Origin of the sequence: Bradyrhizobium sp. 1200_D9_N1_1 (assembly GCF_052075915.1) — a bacterium.
Taxonomy (GTDB): domain Bacteria; phylum Pseudomonadota; class Alphaproteobacteria; order Rhizobiales; family Xanthobacteraceae; genus Bradyrhizobium; species Bradyrhizobium diazoefficiens.
The window spans coordinates 6,537,966-6,557,201 of the sequence record NZ_CP197226.1; the positions used below are offsets into that span (position 1 = coordinate 6,537,966).

A 19,236-nucleotide genomic window follows, 5' to 3' on the forward strand; every position below is an offset into this window, starting at 1 on the left:
TTTATTGATCTTCGAATGATTCCAAATAGTTTGCGAGGCAGGAACGCTCAGGTTGAGAACAAAGAATGACAGCGACTTACGAGCCTTGTTACGAGCCTTGGGACGAGACGCGCGGCGCCGAGATCATCGCCGAACATGCAAGGCAGGAGGGCGCGACGCTGGTCATCCTGCATGCGCTCCAGGCGGCGTTCGGCTACGTGCCGGAGGCGGCCATTCCCATGGTGGCGCAAGCGCTCAATCTGTCGCGCGCCGAGGTGCATGGCGTATTCACGTTCTATCATGATTTCAGGCACAAGCCGGCCGGCCGCCACGTGCTGAAGCTTTGCCGCGCCGAGGCCTGCCAGGCTGCGGGCGGCGATGCGCTGGCGGCGCGTGCGGAGGCCAGGCTCGGCGTGTCGCTTGGCAACACGACGGCCGATGATCGCGTCACGCTGGAGCCGATCTACTGCCTCGGACTCTGCGCGACCGCACCGTCCGCGATGCTCGACGGTCGCCTCGTGGGCCGGCTCGACGAGAAGCGTCTCGATGCGCTGGTTGCGGAGGCACAGCGATGAGCATGCGTCTCTTCGTCTCACGCGACGCGGGTGCGTTGGCCGTCGGCGCCGACGAGGTTGCGCTGGCGCTGGAACAGGCTGCGGCCAAGCGCGGCGTCGCCGTCGAGATCATCAGGACCGGCTCGCGGGGCATGTACTGGCTGGAGCCGCTGGTCGAGGTCGCGACGCCGCAGGGCCGGATCGCGTTCGGCCCGGTCACCGAGACCGATGTACCCTCCCTGCTCGACGCCCTCGCCAGCAATACGCCGCATCTGCTGCGGTTAGGGGCGACCGACGAGATTCCCTGGCTGAAGCGCCAGACCCGCCTCACCTTCGCCCGCTGCGGCGTGATCGATCCGCGCTCGCTCGAGGACTACCGCGCCCACGGTGGCTACAAAGGGCTGGAGCGCGCGCTGTCGCTCGGCTCGGAGGCCATCCTCACCGAGGTCACCGCATCGGGCCTGCGCGGCCGCGGCGGCGCGGGCTTTCCGACCGGCATCAAATGGAAGACGGTTGCCCAGGCCAAGGCCGACCGCAAGTTCATCGTCTGCAACGCCGACGAAGGCGACAGCGGTACCTTCGCCGACCGCATGATCATGGAAGGCGATCCCTTCCTGGTGATCGAGGGCATGACCACCGCCGGCATCACCGTCGGCGCGACCAAGGGCTACATCTACATTCGCAGCGAATATCCGCACGCGGTCGAGGCGATGAAGGCCGCGATCCAGGCTGCGAAGCGCGGCGGTTATCTCGGCGACAAGATCGGCGGCTCGACCTACAGCTTCGACCTCGAAGTCCGCGTCGGCGCCGGAGCCTATGTCTGCGGCGAGGAAACGTCGCTGCTGGAGAGCCTCGAAGGCCGCCGCGGCATCGTGCGCGCCAAGCCGCCCCTGCCGGCCCATCACGGCCTGTTCGGCAAGCCGACCGTGATCAACAACGTGCTGTCGTTCGCGGCGATCCCCTTCATCCTCGCCGAAGGCGCCAAGGCCTATGCCGATTTCGGCATGGGCCGCTCGCGCGGCACGATGCCGATCCAGCTCGCCGGCAATATCCGCCATGGCGGCCTGTACGAGACCGCCTTCGGCGTGACGCTGGGCGAGCTTGTCGACGACATCGGCGGCGGCACGTTCACGGGCCGCCCGGTCCGTGCGGTGCAGGTCGGCGGGCCCCTTGGCGCTTACTTCCCCCGCGCGCTGTTCGACACGCCGTTCGACTACGAGGCCTTTGCTGCGCGTGACGGGCTGATCGGCCACGGCGGCATCGTCGTGTTCGACGACAGCGTCGACATGCGCAGGCAGGCGCGCTTCGCGATGGAATTCTGCGCCGTCGAATCCTGCGGCAAGTGCACGCCCTGCCGGATCGGCTCGACCCGCGGCGTCGAGACCATCGAGAAGATCATCAACGGCGAACGCGTCAGCGAAAACCTCGCGCTCGTCGAAGACCTCTGCAACACCATGAAATTCGGCTCGCTCTGCGCGCTCGGCGGCTTCACGCCCTATCCTGTGCTCAGCGCATTGAAGCACTTCCGGGAGGACTTCGTCCCGGCGCCGACCACGCTTCAGGCCGCGGAATAGGAGAACGACAATGTCTCTGATCGAAGAAATCGACTTCGGCACGCCGCGCGCCAAATCGGAAACGATGGTGACGCTGACCATCGACGGCAAGGAGATCTCGGTGCCCGAGGGCACCTCGATCATGCGCGCAGCGATGGAAGCCGGCCACCAGATCCCGAAACTCTGCGCGACCGACATGGTCGATGCATTCGGCTCCTGCCGCCTCTGCCTCGTCGAGATCGAGGGCCGCGCCGGCACGCCGGCATCCTGCACTACGCCCGTGATGCCGGGCCTCGTCGTGCACACCCAGACCGACCGGCTGAAGAAGCTGCGTAAGGGCGTGATGGAGCTCTACATCTCCGATCACCCGCTCGACTGCCTCACCTGCGGCGCCAACGGCGATTGCGAGTTGCAGGACATGGCCGGCGCCGTGGGCCTGCGCGACGTGCGCTACGGCTACGAGGGCGAGAACCACGTCTTCGCGAAATCCAACGGCGAGGTCAACGCCGCCTGGATGCCGAAGGACGAGTCCAACCCCTACTTCGCCTACGATCCCTCCAAGTGCATCGTCTGCTCGCGCTGCGTCCGCGCCTGCGAGGAGGTGCAAGGCACCTTCGCGCTGACGATCTCGGGCCGCGGCTTCGACAGCCGCGTCTCGCCCGGCATGAGCGAGAGCTTCCTCGGCTCCGAATGCGTCTCCTGCGGCGCCTGCGTGCAGGCCTGCCCGACCGCGACGCTGACCGAAAAATCCGTCATCGAGATCGGCCAGCCCGAGCATTCGGTCGTCACAACCTGCGCCTATTGCGGCGTCGGCTGCGCCTTCAAGGCGGAGATGCGCGGCGAGGAAGTCGTGCGCATGGTGCCGTACAAGGACGGCAAGGCCAATCGCGGCCATTCCTGCGTCAAGGGACGCTTCGCCTGGGGCTACACCAACCACAAGGAACGCATCCTCAAGCCGATGATCCGCGAACGGATCGAGGATCCCTGGCGCGAAGTGTCCTGGGATGAGGCGTTCTCCTTCGCCGCCGCCAGGATGCGCGGCATCCAGAAGAAGTACGGTCGCGACGCCATCGGCGGCATCACCTCGTCCCGTTGCACCAACGAAGAGACCTATCTGGTGCAGAAGCTGATCCGGGCCGGCTTCGGCAACAACAATGTCGATACCTGCGCCCGCGTCTGCCACTCGCCGACCGGCTATGGCCTGTCGCAGACCTTCGGCACGTCGGCCGGCACCCAGGACTTCGACTCCGTGGAGAACACCGACGTCGCCGTCGTCATCGGCGCCAATCCGGCCTCCGCACACCCCGTCTTCGCCTCGCGCCTGAAGAAGCGCCTGCGCCAGGGTGCCAAGCTGATCGTGATCGATCCGCGCCGCACCGAGATGGTGGAATCGCCGCATGTGAAGGCGCTGCATCTGCCGCTGATGCCCGGCACCAACGTCGCGGTCGTCACCGCGCTGGCGCATGTCATCGTCACCGAGGGCCTCGTCAACGAAGCCTTCGTGCGCGAGCGCTGCGACTGGACCGAGTTCGAGGAATGGGCCGCCTTCGTCGCCCAGCCGAACAACAGCCCGGAAGCAACGGCGATCCTCACGGGCGTGGACCCCAAGGCGCTGCGCGAAGCGGCCCGCATCTACGCCACCGGCGGCAACGGCGCGATCTATTACGGTCTCGGCGTCACCGAGCACAGCCAGGGTTCGACCACGGTGATCGCGATCGCCAACCTCGCGATGGCGACCGGCAATATCGGCCGTCCCGGCGTCGGCGTGAACCCGTTGCGCGGCCAGAACAACGTGCAGGGCTCCTGCGACATGGGCTCGTTCCCGCACGAGCTGCCCGGCTACCGCCACATCTCGGGCAATGCCGTGCGCGACCAGTTCGAGGCGCTCTGGAACGTCAAGCTCAACCCGGAGCCGGGCCTGCGCATTCCCAACATGTTCGATGCCGCGATCGAGGGCACGTTCATGGGCATCTATGTGCAGGGTGAGGACATCCTCCAGTCCGACCCCAACACCTCGCATGTGGTGGCGGCGCTGGCGGCGATGGAATGCGTGATCGTCCACGACCTGTTCCTGAACGAGACCGCGAACTACGCCCACGTCTTCCTGCCCGGCTCGAGCTTCCTCGAGAAGGACGGCACCTTTACCAACGCTGAACGCCGCATCCAGCGCGTGCGCAAGGTGATGACGCCGAAGAACGGCATGGCCGACTGGGAAGTCACCATCGGCCTTGCCAAGGCCATGGGCTTCGAGATGAACTACAGCCACCCGTCCGAGATCATGGACGAGATCGCGGCGCTGACGCCGACCTTCACCGGCGTCTCCTATGCCAAGCTCGACGAGCTCGGCTCGGTGCAGTGGCCGTGCAACGAGAAGGCGCCCGAGGGCACGCCGGTGATGCATATCGACGGCTTCGTCCGCGGCAAGGGCAAGTTCATCGTCACCGAATATGTCGCGACCGACGAGCGGACCGGCCCACGTTTCCCGCTGCTGCTCACCACGGGGCGCATCCTCAGCCAGTACAATGTCGGCGCGCAGACAAGGCGGACCGAGAACGTGGTCTGGCATGCCGAGGACCGGCTGGAGATCCACCCGCACGATGCCGAGCAGCGCGGCGTGCGCGACGGCGACTGGGTGCGGCTGAAGAGCCGCGCGGGCGAGACCACGCTGCGCGCGGAGATCACCGATCGCGTCGCGCCGGGCGTCGTCTACACCACCTTCCACCACCCGGACACGCAGGCCAACGTCATCACGACGGACTATTCGGACTGGGCGACCAACTGTCCCGAATACAAGGTCACGGCGGTGCAGATCTCGCCGTCGAACGGCCCGTCCGACTGGCAGAAGTCCTATGACGCGCAGGCGCGGCACTCCCGCCGCATCGCGCCCGCCGAGGCTGCGGAGTAAGCGCATGCACGTGCCGGTCCAGGCCATCGACCGCGAAATCTGGCGCCACAGCGTTGCGTCCGAAGGCACACGGCTGATCCCCGAGGAGACGCCGCTGGCGCTGACCTACAATGGCGGCACCTACGCCGTCATGATGGGGACGCCGCAAAACCTCGAGGACTTCGCAGTCGGCTTCAGCCTCAGCGAAGGCATCGTCAGATCGGTCGACGACATCCGGTCGCTCGAAATAGTCCGCCTCGACGACGGCATCGAGCTGCGCATGTGGCTTGCGCCGGACCAAGCCGCGCGCATCAGCGAACGGCGGCGTCATATCGCCGGCCCGACCGGCTGCGGCATCTGCGGCATCGAGTCCATTGCAGAAGCCGTGCGGCCTGCGGCCGTCGTGCCGCCGGGGCAGAACTTCACGCCCGAGCAGATCATGACGGCGATGCAGGCCATCGCACCGCTGCAATCGATCAACATGCAAACCCGCGCCGTTCACGCCGCCGCGTTCTGGTCTCCTGCCGGCAACATCGTAGCGCTGCGCGAGGATGTCGGCCGCCACAACGCGCTTGACAAGCTTGCCGGTGCGCTGGCGCGCAGCCGGACGGATGCGCGCGGCGGCATGGTGCTGCTGACGAGCCGCGTCTCGGTCGAGATGGTGCAGAAGACCGCCGCGATAGGCGCCCCGCTGATGGTCGCGGTCTCCGCGCCGACCGCGCTCGCGGTCCGCACCGCGGAAGCCGCCGGCATCACGCTGATCGCCATTGCCCGGCAAGACGGGTTCGAAGTGTTTACGCATGGCGGCCGCATCGTCGCCTGCCATGCCACGGAGGTTGCCGATGTCGCCTGACCGCCTGATCTACATGGCCAACCAGATCGGCAGGTTCTTCCAGAGCCAGGGCCACGACAAGGCCGTGCCGGGAATCGCCGAGCATATCAAGAAGTTCTGGGATCCCCGGATGAAGCGCGCGATCTTCGCCCATCTCGACGCCGGCGGCGTGGGCCTGGAGCCCAATGTCCGCGAGGCCCTCACCTCGCTGAAGCCGGCGACGTCCCTTCCAGCAACGCCCTGAACACGCGCCGCACCTCGCTCTGCGTCTCCTTCACACGCGCCTCCAGCGACGAGAAATCCGGCGCGTCGCCGGCACGCGCCATCACGCGTTGGAGATCGGTGCCGGCGGTTTCCGGCTTGAAGCGGTCGCTGACGCAGAGCCGCAGGATCTGCGTCAGGTCGTGATAGAGCCGCGCCGCGGCACGCAGGATCTCGGCCTCCGACTGCGGCAGCACGCCGAGCCTCGCCGCATTGTCCAGCACCTGAAGCGTGCTGACGTCGAGAATATCCGGCTTGTGATGGGCATGCACGAGCTGGAGATATTGCGCGATGAAATCGATGTCGATCATGCCGCCGGCGGCATATTTGAGATCCCAATAGTCGGTCTCGCCCTTCTCCTGCGCGATCGCGCGCCGCATGTCGGCGACGTCGTTGGCGATGGTGGCAGGATCGCGGCGGCGGGTCAGGACATCGCGGATGACGCCCGCGATCCGCTCGCCGAATTCAGCCGATGCCGACACCACGCGGGCACGCGTCAGTGCCATGTGCTCCCAGGTCCAGGCCTCGTTGGCCTGATAATCCGCGAAGGAGGCAAGGCTCGAGGCCACCGGGCCGGCCCGCCCCGACGGGCGCAGCCGCATGTCGATCTCATAGAGCACGCCGTAATTGGTGCGCGTCGTGAAGGCGCTGATCAGGCGCTGGGTGAAGCGCGCGAAATAATGCGCGCCCTGAAGCGATTTCGGCCCGTCCGAGTCCGGATTCTCGCTGTCGAAATCGTACAGCAGGATCAGGTCGAGATCGGACGACGCGGTCATTTCGCGGCTGCCGAGCCGGCCCATCGCGATGATCGCCGTCTCCTGCCCCTTGATCCGGCCGTGCTGGGCGGCAAAGCGATCGGCAACGAGGTCATGCACTGTGTGGACGACGCCTTCGGCGACGTCGGCAAAGGCCGTGCTCGCCTGCTGCGCCGAGACCGTGCCGGAGAGGATGCGCGTGCCGATCAGGAACAGGCTCTCCTGCCCGAACAGGCGCAGGCGATCGAGGAATTCCTCATATGAGGCGGCATCCTGCACGGTGGCGGCGAGCCGCCCGGACAATTCCCGCCTGTCCGGCATCGCGCCGAAGAAGCGCGGATCGATCAACCCATCCATGAGCTGCGGCTGCCGCGCCAGCATCTCGCCGAGCCGCGGCGCCGCGCCCAGCACCAGCGCCACGAGCGCGACGAGATCGCGGTTCTGGCCAAGCAGCGTGATCAGCCGGCCGCCACGCTGGAGCGCCCCAAGGAATTGATCGAACGCCACGACGGCGCGGTCCGGCTCCTCGGCGAGGGCGAGGCCGTCGATCAGGGCCGGCACGAATTCGATGAAGGCGCTTCGCGTCGCCTCGTTGCGGAACACGCGATAGTCGCCCGTGATCCAGTCTCGCACGGTCTGCGCCACGGCGGCAGGCTTCTTGAAACCGAGCGTCGTCAGGTGCTGGAACAGGCGCGGATCGTCGGGACCTGCACTGTAGTCGAGCGCCGGCAGCTTTGCCGTGCCGGTCGGGTCATCGCCCTCGAACAGCTTCTCGTAGTGCCCCTGCACGATCTCGAGCTGCCGCAGCAGGTCGCGCGCAAAGGCCTCGCGATCCGGATAGCCGAAGAACCGGGCAAAGCGCTCGACCGCTTCCCTGTCGTCGGGCAGCGCATGGGTCTGCTCGTCGGCGACCATCTGGAGGCGATGCTCGACCCGGCGCAGGAATTCGTACGCCCTGGCGAGCTCGTCGCGCGCCGCAAGGGTGATCCAGTTGCTGCTGGCGAGCACATCGAGCGCGGCGAGCGTCGGCCGCACCCGCAATTCCGGATGGCGGCCGCCGGCGATCAGCTGCTGGGTCTGCGCGAAAAACTCGATCTCGCGGATGCCGCCGCGGCCGACCTTGACGTTGTGGCCTTCGACCGCGACCTCACTCTGGCCGCGATAGGTCTGCATCTGCCGCTTCATGTCGTGGACGTCGGCAAGCGCGGCGAAGTCGAGATGCTTGCGCCAGACGAAGGGGGCGATCTCGGCGAGCAGCGCCTCGCCTGCCCTGGCATCGCCGGCACAGGCGCGCGCCTTGATCATCGCGGCGCGTTCCCAGGTGCGCCCTTCCCGCTCGTAGTAATGCAGCGCGGCGTCCCGTGAGATCGCCACCTGCGTCGAGGACGGATCGGGGCGCAGGCGCAGATCGACGCGGAAGACATAGCCGTCATAGGTACGCTGCTGGAGAATGCGCGCCATGCCTTGCGTCACGCGGACGAAAAACGGCTGCGGCTCGATATCCGGCGCCAGCGTCGTGGCGTCAGGGTCGAAGAACACGATGAGGTCGATGTCGCTGGAATAGTTCAGCTCGCCCGCCCCCATCTTGCCCATCGCGAGCACGATCAGGCCGCAGCCCTCTTCCGGTGCCTCGGGATTAGGCGGGAAAAGCTTTCCTCGTGCGGCTTCCTGCCGCAGCAGGTACTGGAGCGCCGCCTGCACGGAGGAGACCGCGACATCGGTCAGCGCCGACGTCACCCGCATCACCGGCCATACCCCGCCGATGTCGCACAACGCGGTCAGGAGCGCCGCCTCCGCCTTCATGCGGCGAAGCAGCCGCATCACCTCGGCCTCGTCAGGTGCCGCGAGCACCGCGCCCCTCGCCTCCGCGATCAGTGCGGCGAGATGAGTATCCGGATCGCATTCGAGCAGCCGGATCAGGCGCAGCGGATCGGCGCGCACCAGATCGAACAGATAGGGCGAGAATTCCGCGATGCCGACGAGGATATTCCGGCCGAAGGGCTGAACCAGCAGCGCTTCGAGACGAGCCGATTGTGCCGGCTCGAGCTCGGCCAGCCAGCTTTCAAAACGTCGTTCGTCGGTTGTGGAAGCGGCAATATGGGGAGCCTCCGCGAAGCGTGCGGCCAGGCTCTCACCATGCTTGTCCGCGTTTCCCGGCGCGGAGTGGTTCATGCCACCTTCTGTGGCACATCCGGTATTGGAGGAGCAACCCTGTCGCCCGCGCCCGCGCGCGCCGGCAGCACCAGCGTGGCGACGAGGCCGGGATGGGCATCGCCCAGCCGCAATTCTCCGCCATGGAGCGTCGCAACTGCGGAGGCAAGGCTGAGGCCGAGGCCGGAGCCCGGCAGCGTGCGGCTAGCTTCAAGCCGGACGAATCGTTCGACAGCATGTTTGCGGTCGGCTTCCGGAATACCGGGGCCGCGATCGGTGACGCTCAGCAGCACCTGGTCGCCCTCGCGCTTCGCCTCGATCATGATCTGCCCAGAGTCCATGCTGACCACGGTTCCGCCGGCCTGCGTGACCGGCTTGCCGTATTTGATGGCATTCTCGACCAGATTGGCGAGCGCCTGGCTGATCAGCTCACGGTTGCCGTGAACCGGCGTCGGATCGGCCTTGACCTTCAGGGTCATGCCGTCGTCTTCGGCGAGCGGCTCGTAGAGCTCGTGGATGCCGCCCGCGACATCGGCGGCGTCGAAATCGTCCATGTTGCCGCGCGCCTGGCCGGACTCGGCGCGCGCGATCATCAGCAGCGCGTTGAAGGTGCGGATCAGCCCGTCGGATTCCTCGATGGTCCGCTCCAGCGCGGCGCGGTAGTCGGCCTCGCAGCCCGATTTCGCCAACGCCTCCTCGGCGCGGTTGCGCAAGCGTGTCAGCGGCGTCTTGAGATCGTGGGCGATATTGTCGGAGACCTCCTTCAGCCCCGCCATCAGCGCCTCGATGCGCTCCAGCATGGCATTGAGGTTTTCGGCGAGGCGGTCGAGCTCGTCGCCGCTGCGCCCCACCGGCAGGCGCTCGCTGAGATCGCCGGTCATGATGCGGTGCGCCGTGCCGCTCATCGCGTCGATGCGCCTGAGCACTCTGCGCGCGACGAAGACGCCGCCGCCGAGCCCGAGCACGACCACGATCAGGACTGACCATTGCGCGGCCTTGGCGACGATGCCGAACAGACGACGCCGCTCGGCGAGGTCGCGGCCGATCAGCAGCCGGAAGCCGTTTTCGAGTTCGGTGACGCGCACGAGCGCGCGGTGATCGCGCTCGTCGGCGTCCTCGATCCGCCGATAGGCCGTCTCGGTCCAGCCGCGCGTTGCCATCACGCCCGGCGCCAGCGAGCCGACATTGCCGGCCACCGCCTGCCCCGTCGGCGTCGTCACGAGGTAAAGATTGGCACCCGGCCGCAGCGCCCGATACTCGATCGCGCGCACGAGGCCGACGAGGCCGCGGCGGCCGTAGATCTCGTTGATCTCCGAGGTCTCGGCATTCACCGTCTGCGTGATTTCCTCGGTGATGAGCCGCCGCGTATTCCAGGCGAAATAGGCGAGCAGCGAGGCTGCGAAAATCGCGAACAGAAACAGGTAGACTAGCGTCAGCCGGAATGCCGTGGTGCGGATCAGTTTACCGAATGCCGTCACGGATCATATACCCGGCGCCGCGGATCGTGTGCAGCAGCGGCCGCTCAAAACCCTTGTCGATCTTGGAGCGCAGCCGCGAAATGTGCACGTCGATCACGTTGGTCTGCGGATCGAAATGATAGTCCCAGACGTTCTCCAACAGCATGGTGCGCGTCACCACCTGGCCGGCGTGCTTCATGAGGTATTCGAGCAGGCGGAATTCGCGCGGCTGAAGCGTCAATTCGTCCTTGCCGCGGGCGACGCGATGGGAGAGCCGGTCGAGCTCGAGATCGCCGACACGATAGAGCGTGTCCTCCGCCGGGCCGCCGCGGCGGCGCGACAGCACCTCGACCCGCGCCAGGAGCTCGGCGAAGGAATAGGGCTTGGGCAGATAGTCGTCGCCGCCGGCGCGCAGGCCCTTGATGCGGTCGTCGACCTGCCCGAGCGCGGAGAGAATCAGCACCGGCGCGGTGTTGCCCTTGTCGCGCAGCGCGCCGATCAACGACAAGCCGTCGCGCTTGGGCAGCATGCGGTCGACCACCAGCACGTCGTAGTCCCCGTTCTCGGCCATGGCGAGGCCTTCCTCGCCGTCGGGGGCGTGGTCGGCAATGTGTCCGACTTCGCGAAACGCCTTCACGAGGTAGTCGGCGGATTCGCGGTCGTCTTCAATGATGAGGAGGCGCATCGTGCGTTCGGCGGCGGTCAAGGAGGTCACCTTCTCTAAACATGGCGCGAGCGGCAATCGCATGCAAGCCGAGTGGGAGAGTCTCGGGTCGAGAAAAAGGCGGGCGGTGAAGCTGGGGGGACCTCACCGCCCTAGGCCTTCCGACGGAGGGGGGCGTAATTCCACCGGAAGGTAGATTGGGGAAGCGAATGTTACGCTGCTCCCCCGAAGGGCGCCGGCGGCTGGGGCGACTGATGCCGGCGACACCCTTCATTGCGTAGCCTCCTGACGCTTACCCCTTGGCGAGGGGAATCGCGACGAAGCGCGACTGGCCGCCGCTCTTCACGCGCATCAGGACGCTGTTCTTGTTGTCGGTCCGCGCCGTGTTGATGGCCTCGCGGACATCGCCGGCGGTGCTCACGCTCTTGCCGCCGACTTCGAGAATCACGTCGCCTTCCTTGAACCCGCGTTCGGCCGCGGCGCTCTTCGGATCGACTTCGGTAACCACGACGCCTTCCTTACCGGCGCCGGCCACGGAGTTCGCGGGCGCAACGGTCATGCCGAGCTTGGGCACGTCGGTGCCCTTGGTCGCGCCCTTGCCGCTGTCGTTATCGGTATCGGCCTTGGCCTCGACCGTGTTCGGCAGCTGGCCGAGGGTGAGGTTCACGACCTTGTCCTGGCCCTTGTGCAGCACGTTGAGCTTCACGATCGCACCGGGCGCCATGCCGCCGATGGTGCGGGCGAGCTCGCGGGCGTCCTTGACGGATTCGCCGTTGACCGAGGTGATCACGTCGCCGGACTCGATGCCGGCCTTCGCCGCCGGACCGTTCGCCTGCGGCTCCGCCACCAGCGCCCCTTCGGCCTTCTTCATGCCGAGGCTGTCGGCGATATCCGACGTCACCGGCTGAATCTGCACGCCGATCCAGCCGCGGCTGACCGAACCCTTGTCCTTGAGCTGGGCAACAACCGTCTTCACGGTGTTGGCCGGGATCGAGAACGCGATGCCGACACTGCCGCCGGAGGGCGAGTAGATCGCGGTGTTGACGCCCATCACCTCGCCGTCGGTGTTGAAGGCCGGACCGCCGGAATTGCCCTTGTTCACGGGCGCGTCGATCTGGATGAAATCGTCATAGGGACCGTTGCCGATGTCGCGGCCGCTGGCCGAGACGATGCCCGCGGTCACGGTGCCGCCGAGACCGAAGGGATTGCCGACTGCGAGCACCCAGTCGCCGATCCGCGGCTTGCCGTCGGCAAGCTTTGCGAACGGGAAGTTCGAGCCGCCCTCGACCTTGATCAGGGCAAGGTCGGTGCGCTGGTCGGTGCCGATCACCTTGGCGGTATAGGTCTTGCCGTCGTCGGTGGTGACCTCGACCTTGTCGGCGCCGTCGACCACGTGGTTGTTGGTCACGGCAAAGCCGTCAGCCGAGATGAAGAAGCCGGAACCCTGGCCCTGCACGACGCGGCCACGGCCGCCCTTCATGCCCGGGATGCCATCCGGACCGCCGAAGCGCCGGAAGAAGCGCTCCATCGGCGAGCCCGGCTGGAACGGCGAGGAGGAATCGTCGCCGTCATCGTTGCTCGCGGTCTTTTCCTTGATGTTGACCTTCACAGAGATCACCGACGGCTTCACGCGCTCGACGATGTCGGCGAAGCCGACCGGGCGTTCAACCTTCCGGACCTCGTTGTTGACCTGCGCATGCGCCGGGCTCGAGAACAGGTCGGCCGGCGACACGGACGGGCTGAAGCCGTAGACGGCTGCGCCGAAGCCGGCGACGACCGAGGCCATCAGCGCGATCTTGCGCGCGGAGAAGACCGACCGGCGCGGCTGCCGGTAGGACGGAAGGTTCGAAAGGTCGGGACGTTCGGTCATGCAGAGCTCTCCAAGGCCTTGAAATCCATTTGGTGCGGGATGGCAGCACCTTACGGACCTGAAGATGGGGGCTCGCGCCTTACCGTGCGCTGGCGGCGGGGTTAAACTTTCGTAATGAAGGGGCGGCGTTGATGCGGCAGTTTAGCGCAGACCGAAAGTTGTGGTCTTACAGGAACTTATTCGAGTTCCGGTGACCGCCTCCCCGGCGAGGTTTTAGGCGACCTCAGCTTGCCCTGACGCTGACGATGAACTCGTCGACTTCACGCTTCAGGGTCTCGGCCTGCTGCGACAGATCGACGGCAGAATCCCGGGCCTCGGCCGCCATGCGACCGGTCTCGGCGGAGGTCGAGGTGATCTGGGCGATGTGGTTGGACACGTCGAGCGTGCCGCGCGCGGCGTCCTGGACGCTGCGCGAGATGTCCTGGGTGGCGTTGCGCTGCTGGGCAGTGTCGACCTCGATGCCGGACATGATCGACGAGATCTCCGACAGCGTCTTCGAGATGCCGTCGATCGCCCCGCGCGTCTCCGCGGTGATGCCCTGGATGCTGGCGACATGGGAGGTGATCTCCTCCGTCGCCTTGCTGGTCTGGTGCGCGAGGCTCTTCACCTCGGAGGCGACGACGGCAAACCCCTTGCCGGCCTCCCCCGCCCGCGCCGCCTCGATGGTGGCGTTGAGCGCCAAAAGGTTGGTCTGCGATGCGATCGCCTGCACGAGCTGCACGACCTCGCCGATCTTGTCGGCGGCGTCCGACAGCGTGTGGATGGTGTCGCGGCTCTTCTCGGCTTGCGCCGCCGCGCCCTCGGCGCGCTGGGTCGCATCGGTGACGCGTCGGCTGATCGTGCCGATCGAATTCGTCATCTCCTCGGCGGAACCCGCGACCGTCTGCACGCTGGCGCTGGCCTGGCTCGCTCCGCTCGCCACCGCATTGGCCTTGGTGCTGGTGTCGTTGGCCGTCCGCGACAGCGTCTCGGCATTGCTCTTCAGATGCACGGCCGACGAGGCCACGCTATCGACGACGCTGGCAACGAGATCGTTGAAGCGCTTGATCCGGGCGTCCAGGAATTTCGACCGCTCGGCCTGGTGCTGCGCTTCACGCAATTGCTGCTCGGTGAGGCGGCGCCGTTCGAGCCCGTTGGTCTTGAAGACCTCCAGCGCGCCGGCGAGCAGGCCGATTTCGTTGGTGCCGCCGAGCCCCGGCACGGGGGTTTCGAACTTCTGGTCGGCGACCTCGCGCATGGCATGCACGATCGCCGCCAACGGACTGAGGATGCCGTTGCGCACCGCAAACCAGGTCGTGAGGCAGATCGCGCAGGCGACGACCGCGATCACGCCGCAGGCGATCAGGAAATACGAGAATGCGGCCTGTGCCTGCTGGTAGATCTGCATCGCGTGATCGCGTGCGGGCCCGCTCAGCGCAGCAAAGTCCGACGACAGGCTGGTGATCTCGTTGTTGAGATAGAGCACCGCGACGAATCCGGTGCCGCCGCCGATGCCCAGCAGGAACAATAATGCAGCGACAACGGCGCCGACCAGGAAGCGGATCGTCAGATTGCTGTTCGCGAACATCGGGGAACTCAGAGTCTGGAATCAAATCTCGGGACAAGCTTCCAGACAAAGGTCAACATAGCATGAAACACCCGGCGGCGGCCGGCAGATTACGTATCAATACGTAGCCGGGAGGATTTCACGTCGCTAGGACGATTTGGCCTCGTCCGACATCAATGCCGCGAGTCTCGCCTCTTCATCGGGCGTGAGCGGCGGCGCAGGTAGGTCTGCACCGCTCCGCGAGCGACGCCGGATTTGCAGCCACAGCGCCAGGCCACCGCCGGTCAGCAGCAGGGGGCCGAGCAGCCACAGCAGCAAGGTCTGCCGCTCGAAGCGCGGCTTGAGCAGCACGAACTCGCCATAGCGCGCGACCAGGAAGTCGAGCACCTGCGAGTTGCTGTCGCCGGCCGCGATGCGCTCGCGCACCAGGAGCCGCAGGTCGCGCGCCAGCGGCGCATCGGAATCGTCGATCGACTGGTTCTGGCAGACCATGCAACGCAGCTCGCGCGACAGGTCGCGCGCGCGCGTCTCCTTCGCCGGATCCGACATGATCTCGTCGGGCTGCACGGCATGCACCGCGGGCGAAGCCAGCAGCGCAAGCGCGACGAACGCGGCCATCATCCGGCGCATCGGATCACTCCGCCGGCTGCAGGCGCTGCTTGGCCCGCGCCGGTTTTGGCGCGCCGACCCGCAGGCGGCGATCGGACAGCGACAGCACGCCGCCGAAGGCCATCAGCACCGGACCCCACCAGATCAGCAGCACCAGCGGCTTGTGATAGATGCGCACGGCAATCGCGCCCTCGGCATTGGCATCGCCCAGCGAGATGTAGAGCTGGCTCGCCCCGCGGGTCAGCAGCGCGGCCTCCGTGGTGGAGGAGCCGCGGGTGGTGAAGCTGCGCTTGGACGGCGTCATGACGCTCAGTGTCTCACCGTCGCGGCTGACGTTGAACTCGGCGATCATCTCGCGGTAGTTCGGGCCCTGACGCTGAAACAACCCGTCGAGCTTCACGTCGTAGCCGGCGACATGGGCGACGTCGCTCCGCTTCATCGTCGCGATATATTCGCTGTTCCAGGTGGTCTCGCAGACGATCCCGATCAGCGCGACGCCGAGGCCGGCATGCGCCAATGCCGCGCCCCAGGCCGAGCGTGGCAGGCCGCGCGCCCGCTGCAGCGCTGTTGCGAGCGGCAGACGAACCAGGCCCGTCCGCTCGACCAGATCGGTGACGGCGCCGGCGATGACGAAGACGCCAAGTCCGATCGCGAGCGGTGCGAGCGCGCTGCCGCCACGCGTCCAGGCCCAGACGATCGCGACTACAACGAGCCCGGCAACGCCGGCCGCGAGCAGCCGCTGGGTGACGCCGAGCAGATCGCCGCGCTTCCACGCCAGCATCGGCCCGAACGGCACGGCGAGCAGCAACAGGGCAAACAGCGGTGCGAAGGTGAGGTTGTAGAACGGCGCGCCAACCGACATCTTGAAGTCGGCGAGCATCTCCATCGCCAGCGGATAGAGCGTGCCGAACAGCACGACCGCGCAGGCGACGGTCAGCAGCAGATTGTTCAGCACCAGCGCGCCCTCACGCGAGATCGGCGCGAACAGGCCGCCCTGCTTCAACGATGTCGCGCGGCCTGCGAACAGCGACAGGCTGCCGCCGATGAACAGGCAGAGGATCAGCAGAATGAACACGCCGCGGGTCGGATCGGTGGCAAAGGCATGCACGGAGGTGATGACGCCCGAGCGCACCAGGAAGGTGCCGAGCAGCGATAGCGAGAAGGTCAGGATCGACAGCAGGATGGTCCAGACCTTCAGCGCGTTGCGCTTCTCCATCACCAGCGCCGAATGGAGCAGCGCCGTCCCGGCAAGCCACGGCATCAGCGAGGCGTTCTCGACCGGATCCCAGAACCACCAGCCGCCCCAGCCGAGCTCGTAATAGGCCCAGTAGGAGCCCATCGCGATGCCGAGCGTCAGGAAGATCCACGCGACCAGCGTCCACGGCCGCACCCAGCGCGCCCAGGCGGCGTCGATCCGCCCCTCCATCAGCGCCGCGATGGCAAAGGAGAACGAGATCGAGAATCCGACATAGCCGAGATAGAGCATCGGCGGATGCACGGCGAGACCGATGTCCTGCAGCACGGGATTGAGATCGCGTCCCTCGATCGGCGGGTTGGCGATACGCAGGAACGGGTTCGAGGTCACCAGGATGAAGAGATAGAAGGCACTGGCGATCCAGGCCTGCACCGCGAGCACATGCGCGCGCAGCGACAGCGGAAGATTGTTGCCGAACGCCGCGACCAATCCGCCGAACAGCGCCAGGATCGACACCCACAGCAGCATCGAGCCTTCATGGTTTCCCCAGACGCCGGTGATCTTGTAGAGCAGCGGCTTCATCGAATGCGAATTCTCGTAGACGTTGGCGACGGAGAAATCCGAATTCACATGCAGCATCACCAGCGCCACGAACGAGGCGCCGACGAACAGCAGCTGCGCCAGCGCGGTGGAGCGCGCCACGCTCATCAGCGCATCGTCGCGCAGCCGCGCGCCGATCAACGGCACGATGGATTGGATCAGTGCCAGCCCGAGCGCCAGCACCAGCGCGTAATGCCCGGATTCCGCGATCACCGCACCGCTCCTTGCGGGTTGCCCTGTGCTGTCGTGGCCGCAGGCTTGACGCCATCAGAAGCCTTGCCGCCGTAATCGTCCTTCCAGTGCCCCTGCTTCTTCAGGGCATCTGCGACGTCCTTGGGCATGTAGGTCTCGTCGTGCTTGGCAAGCACCGTGTCGGCCTTGAACACGCCGTTAGCATCGAGCGCGCCTTCGGCGACAACGCCCTGCCCTTCGCGGAACAGGTCGGGCAGGATGCCCTTGTAGGCGACCGGCAGCTTGGCGTTGCCGTCGGCGACCTCGAAGCTTACCGCGAGATTGTCGCCACGCTGGAGCGAGCCCGGCTGCACCAGGCCGCCGAGGCGAAACCGCTTGCCGGCCTGAACGTGCTTCTCGGCGACCATGGTCGGGGTCGAGAAGAACACGATGGAGTCGCGCAGCGCGTTGAGCACCAGCGCGGCGGCGAGCGCGAGCACGGCGAGTGAGCCGCCGATGATGGTCATGCGTCGCTGCTTGCGGGTCATGGCGTATCCGTTCTCTCGTCTCGTCCTGACATCGTCATCCGTCGAGCCCGAGAGTTTTGAGGCCTTCATTGAGCTGGCGGAGCCGTTCGGTATCCTTGGCGACCGCTTGACGGGCATCGCTCGACGCGCCGACCGCCTTGTCGCGATCGCCCATCACGAGATAGGCACGCACGAGGCGCAGCCAACCCTCGACGTCGTCGCTGTTCTGCTTCAAGCGCGTCGCCAGTCGCTCGACCATGCCGCGGACCATGGCGCCGCGATCGCCCTCGCTCATGTCCTTCGATGCGGCGATCGTCTCATCGGACAGTGCCGGCATCGTGCCGCCGCCGACCCGCACCAGCGAGGACTGCACCAGGGGCCGCCACGGCGCATCCGCCGGAGCCTTGGCCAGCAGCGCGCGCCAGATGGTGGCGGCATCGTCCTTGCGGCCGTCCTGCTCGGCGGCGAGACCGAGGAAGTAGTTCGCCTTGGGATCGTCTGCGTTCAGGGCATGCGCCCGTTCGAACTCGGTCTTGGCCTCGGCGGTCACCACGCCGCCCGCAGCGGCCGAGATTGCTTCGCCGAGATCGGATCTGCGCTCCGGGCTCTCACCATTGTAGGTAATCGAGTTGCGATAGGCCCGCACCGCATCGTCGAAGCGGCCGAGCCGCTCCAGCACCGGCGCGAGCACGTTCCAGCCGCGTCCATCGGTCGGATTCTTTTCCAGATGTTGCTCGACCTGCACGACGAGGTTCTCCAGAGATCCCGCCATGCCGGAGCCGGACCCGCGCTCCCGCTGCGCCAGCGGAAAGTCCTGAAGCCGGGGTGAGCCGAGCGGCATGTAGACGCCGATCGCAACGAGCGGCAGACCGACAAGCGCCAGCACCGCTGCCGCGCGGCGCCATTTGAGGCTCGATTTGGGCTCCGACACAGGCTCGCTGCCGGCGGCAGCGAGCAGCCTGCGGCTGATCTCGACACGCGCAGCCTCGGCTTCAGGCGCAGCGATCAGTCCCGAGGCAAGGTCTCGCTCGATCTCGGTCAACTGGTCCTTGTAGACGACGACCTCGCTGCCCTGATTTTGCGCGCGCGCGCTGCGGCCGAGCGGCCAGAGCACGGCGAAAATCGCCGCGACCGTCATCAGCGCGAACACGAACCATAACGTCATCTGGCAAGCTTCCGGCAGCGCGCCACCCGCGCCCATAGGTGGCTTTACACCACGGCCGGACGATGCGGCAATTGACAATTGTCAATTCGGCGCGACCGGCCACAGCCCCGAAACGGCGAAAATCCAACGGCTTAGCCGATCTCGAAGTCCACACTTCGAGCCGCGTCCTCGCCGTGACCGTTGAGGGCCTTCAGGAAGTATGTTCCCGGCTCGATGGCGTCAGGCAATCTGATGCGCAACGCTCCGACCGGAACCGGAGATGCAACCCTCGTGACCGTCTCAGGCAGTTGCCGACCGCTTGCCTTCTCGACCAGCACCACCTTCGCGCCGACCATCAGCCTTTGATATTTGGCAACAATGACGCGGTTCTCGATTTCGATGGAGCTGATAACGGGTTTCATGCGCCCACAAATAGAAATTCCCCGGACTTGCATCGGGACCGTAGGGCCCGTCACCGACAGCG

General features: G+C 66.5%; 15 protein-coding genes. 5 read left to right on the forward strand and 10 right to left on the reverse strand.

Going from position 1 to position 19,236, the window contains the following annotated elements; all coding sequences use genetic code 11:
- Nucleotides 1-65: 65 nt before the first annotated feature.
- The 5 genes from AB5K84_RS31420 to AB5K84_RS31440 are packed head-to-tail and all read left to right on the forward strand — an operon-like array spanning nucleotide 66 to nucleotide 6,046.
- Nucleotides 66-554: a formate dehydrogenase subunit gamma gene (locus AB5K84_RS31420; RefSeq protein WP_011085922.1), complete on the forward strand. Its 489-nt coding sequence runs from the start codon at nucleotides 66-68 to the stop codon at nucleotides 552-554.
- Nucleotides 551-2,107 carry a formate dehydrogenase beta subunit gene (locus tag AB5K84_RS31425; RefSeq protein WP_011085921.1) on the forward strand — a complete coding sequence of 519 codons (1,557 nt, stop codon included), beginning with the start codon at nucleotides 551-553 and terminating at the stop codon, nucleotides 2,105-2,107. The genes AB5K84_RS31420 and AB5K84_RS31425 overlap by 4 nt, the downstream gene beginning before the upstream one ends.
- 10 nt (nucleotides 2,108-2,117) lie before the next feature.
- Complete coding sequence (gene fdhF / locus AB5K84_RS31430) at nucleotides 2,118-4,991, forward strand: formate dehydrogenase subunit alpha (RefSeq protein WP_011085920.1); 2,874 nt, start codon at nucleotides 2,118-2,120, stop codon at nucleotides 4,989-4,991.
- A gap of 4 nt (nucleotides 4,992-4,995) precedes the next feature.
- A complete protein-coding gene (fdhD, locus tag AB5K84_RS31435) occupies nucleotides 4,996-5,823 on the forward strand; it encodes a formate dehydrogenase accessory sulfurtransferase FdhD (RefSeq protein WP_011085919.1) in 828 nt (275 codons plus the stop codon).
- Nucleotides 5,813-6,046: a formate dehydrogenase subunit delta gene (locus AB5K84_RS31440; RefSeq protein ID WP_038965706.1), complete on the forward strand. Its 234-nt coding sequence runs from the start codon at nucleotides 5,813-5,815 to the stop codon at nucleotides 6,044-6,046. The genes fdhD and AB5K84_RS31440 overlap by 11 nt, the downstream gene beginning before the upstream one ends.
- Here the strand turns inward: AB5K84_RS31440 and AB5K84_RS31445 are convergent.
- From AB5K84_RS31445 to AB5K84_RS31490, 10 genes are all read right to left on the reverse strand, one after another.
- Nucleotides 6,003-8,990: a bifunctional [glutamine synthetase] adenylyltransferase/[glutamine synthetase]-adenylyl-L-tyrosine phosphorylase gene (locus AB5K84_RS31445; protein ID WP_011085917.1), complete on the reverse strand. Its 2,988-nt coding sequence runs from the start codon at nucleotides 8,988-8,990 to the stop codon at nucleotides 6,003-6,005. The two genes, AB5K84_RS31440 and AB5K84_RS31445, sit on opposite strands and share 44 nt — an antisense overlap.
- Entirely contained in the window at nucleotides 8,987-10,447 is a 1,461-nt protein-coding gene (locus AB5K84_RS31450; RefSeq protein WP_011085916.1) for a sensor histidine kinase, read from the reverse strand. The genes AB5K84_RS31445 and AB5K84_RS31450 overlap by 4 nt, the downstream gene beginning before the upstream one ends.
- Nucleotides 10,431-11,111, reverse strand: coding sequence for a response regulator transcription factor (locus AB5K84_RS31455; RefSeq protein ID WP_038965709.1), 681 nt, complete (start codon nucleotides 11,109-11,111; stop codon nucleotides 10,431-10,433). The genes AB5K84_RS31450 and AB5K84_RS31455 overlap by 17 nt, the downstream gene beginning before the upstream one ends.
- Before the next feature lie 271 nt (nucleotides 11,112-11,382).
- Complete coding sequence (locus AB5K84_RS31460; protein WP_011085914.1) at nucleotides 11,383-12,960, reverse strand: Do family serine endopeptidase; 1,578 nt, start codon at nucleotides 12,958-12,960, stop codon at nucleotides 11,383-11,385.
- A gap of 223 nt (nucleotides 12,961-13,183) precedes the next feature.
- Nucleotides 13,184-14,527, reverse strand: coding sequence for a methyl-accepting chemotaxis protein (locus AB5K84_RS31465; protein WP_011085913.1), 1,344 nt, complete (start codon nucleotides 14,525-14,527; stop codon nucleotides 13,184-13,186).
- Between the two features lie 126 nt (nucleotides 14,528-14,653).
- Nucleotides 14,654-15,136 carry a cytochrome c-type biogenesis protein gene (locus AB5K84_RS31470; RefSeq protein ID WP_011085912.1) on the reverse strand — a complete coding sequence of 161 codons (483 nt, stop codon included), beginning with the start codon at nucleotides 15,134-15,136 and terminating at the stop codon, nucleotides 14,654-14,656.
- Nucleotides 15,137-15,140: 4 nt separating this feature from the next.
- Nucleotides 15,141-17,123 carry a heme lyase CcmF/NrfE family subunit gene (locus tag AB5K84_RS31475; protein WP_011085911.1) on the reverse strand — a complete coding sequence of 661 codons (1,983 nt, stop codon included), beginning with the start codon at nucleotides 17,121-17,123 and terminating at the stop codon, nucleotides 15,141-15,143.
- Nucleotides 17,120-17,629 (reverse strand): cytochrome c maturation protein CcmE, encoded by a 510-nt coding sequence (gene ccmE / locus AB5K84_RS31480; RefSeq protein WP_011085910.1) that lies wholly within the window; start codon nucleotides 17,627-17,629, stop codon nucleotides 17,120-17,122. The genes AB5K84_RS31475 and ccmE overlap by 4 nt, the downstream gene beginning before the upstream one ends.
- Before the next feature lie 34 nt (nucleotides 17,630-17,663).
- On the reverse strand, nucleotides 17,664-18,773 hold the full coding sequence (ccmI, locus tag AB5K84_RS31485) for a c-type cytochrome biogenesis protein CcmI (protein WP_011085909.1): 1,110 nt from the start codon (nucleotides 18,771-18,773) through the stop codon (nucleotides 17,664-17,666).
- Between the two features lie 131 nt (nucleotides 18,774-18,904).
- Nucleotides 18,905-19,174, reverse strand: a complete 270-nt coding sequence (locus AB5K84_RS31490) for a hypothetical protein (protein WP_028172238.1) — start codon at nucleotides 19,172-19,174, stop codon at nucleotides 18,905-18,907.
- Nucleotides 19,175-19,236: the final 62 nt, after the last annotated feature.

Excerpts from the sequence above, each read along its gene's own strand:
- AB5K84_RS31445 (WP_011085917.1), bottom strand. The coding sequence starts at position 8,990 with ATGAACCACTCCGCGCCGGGAAACGCGGACAAGCATGGTGAGAGCCTG.
- AB5K84_RS31455 (WP_038965709.1), bottom strand. The coding sequence starts at position 11,111 with ATGCGCCTCCTCATCATTGAAGACGACCGCGAATCCGCCGACTACCTC.
- AB5K84_RS31490 (WP_028172238.1), bottom strand. The coding sequence starts at position 19,174 with ATGAAACCCGTTATCAGCTCCATCGAAATCGAGAACCGCGTCATTGTT.
- ccmE (WP_011085910.1), bottom strand. The coding sequence starts at position 17,629 with ATGACCCGCAAGCAGCGACGCATGACCATCATCGGCGGCTCACTCGCC.
- AB5K84_RS31420 (WP_011085922.1), top strand. The coding sequence starts at position 66 with ATGACAGCGACTTACGAGCCTTGTTACGAGCCTTGGGACGAGACGCGC.
- AB5K84_RS31460 (WP_011085914.1), bottom strand. The coding sequence starts at position 12,960 with ATGACCGAACGTCCCGACCTTTCGAACCTTCCGTCCTACCGGCAGCCG.
- fdhD (WP_011085919.1), top strand. The coding sequence starts at position 4,996 with ATGCACGTGCCGGTCCAGGCCATCGACCGCGAAATCTGGCGCCACAGC.
- AB5K84_RS31465 (WP_011085913.1), bottom strand. The coding sequence starts at position 14,527 with ATGTTCGCGAACAGCAATCTGACGATCCGCTTCCTGGTCGGCGCCGTT.
- AB5K84_RS31440 (WP_038965706.1), top strand. The coding sequence starts at position 5,813 with ATGTCGCCTGACCGCCTGATCTACATGGCCAACCAGATCGGCAGGTTC.
- fdhF (WP_011085920.1), top strand. The coding sequence starts at position 2,118 with ATGTCTCTGATCGAAGAAATCGACTTCGGCACGCCGCGCGCCAAATCG.
- AB5K84_RS31470 (WP_011085912.1), bottom strand. The coding sequence starts at position 15,136 with ATGCGCCGGATGATGGCCGCGTTCGTCGCGCTTGCGCTGCTGGCTTCG.
- AB5K84_RS31425 (WP_011085921.1), top strand. The coding sequence starts at position 551 with ATGAGCATGCGTCTCTTCGTCTCACGCGACGCGGGTGCGTTGGCCGTC.
- ccmI (WP_011085909.1), bottom strand. The coding sequence starts at position 18,773 with ATGACGTTATGGTTCGTGTTCGCGCTGATGACGGTCGCGGCGATTTTC.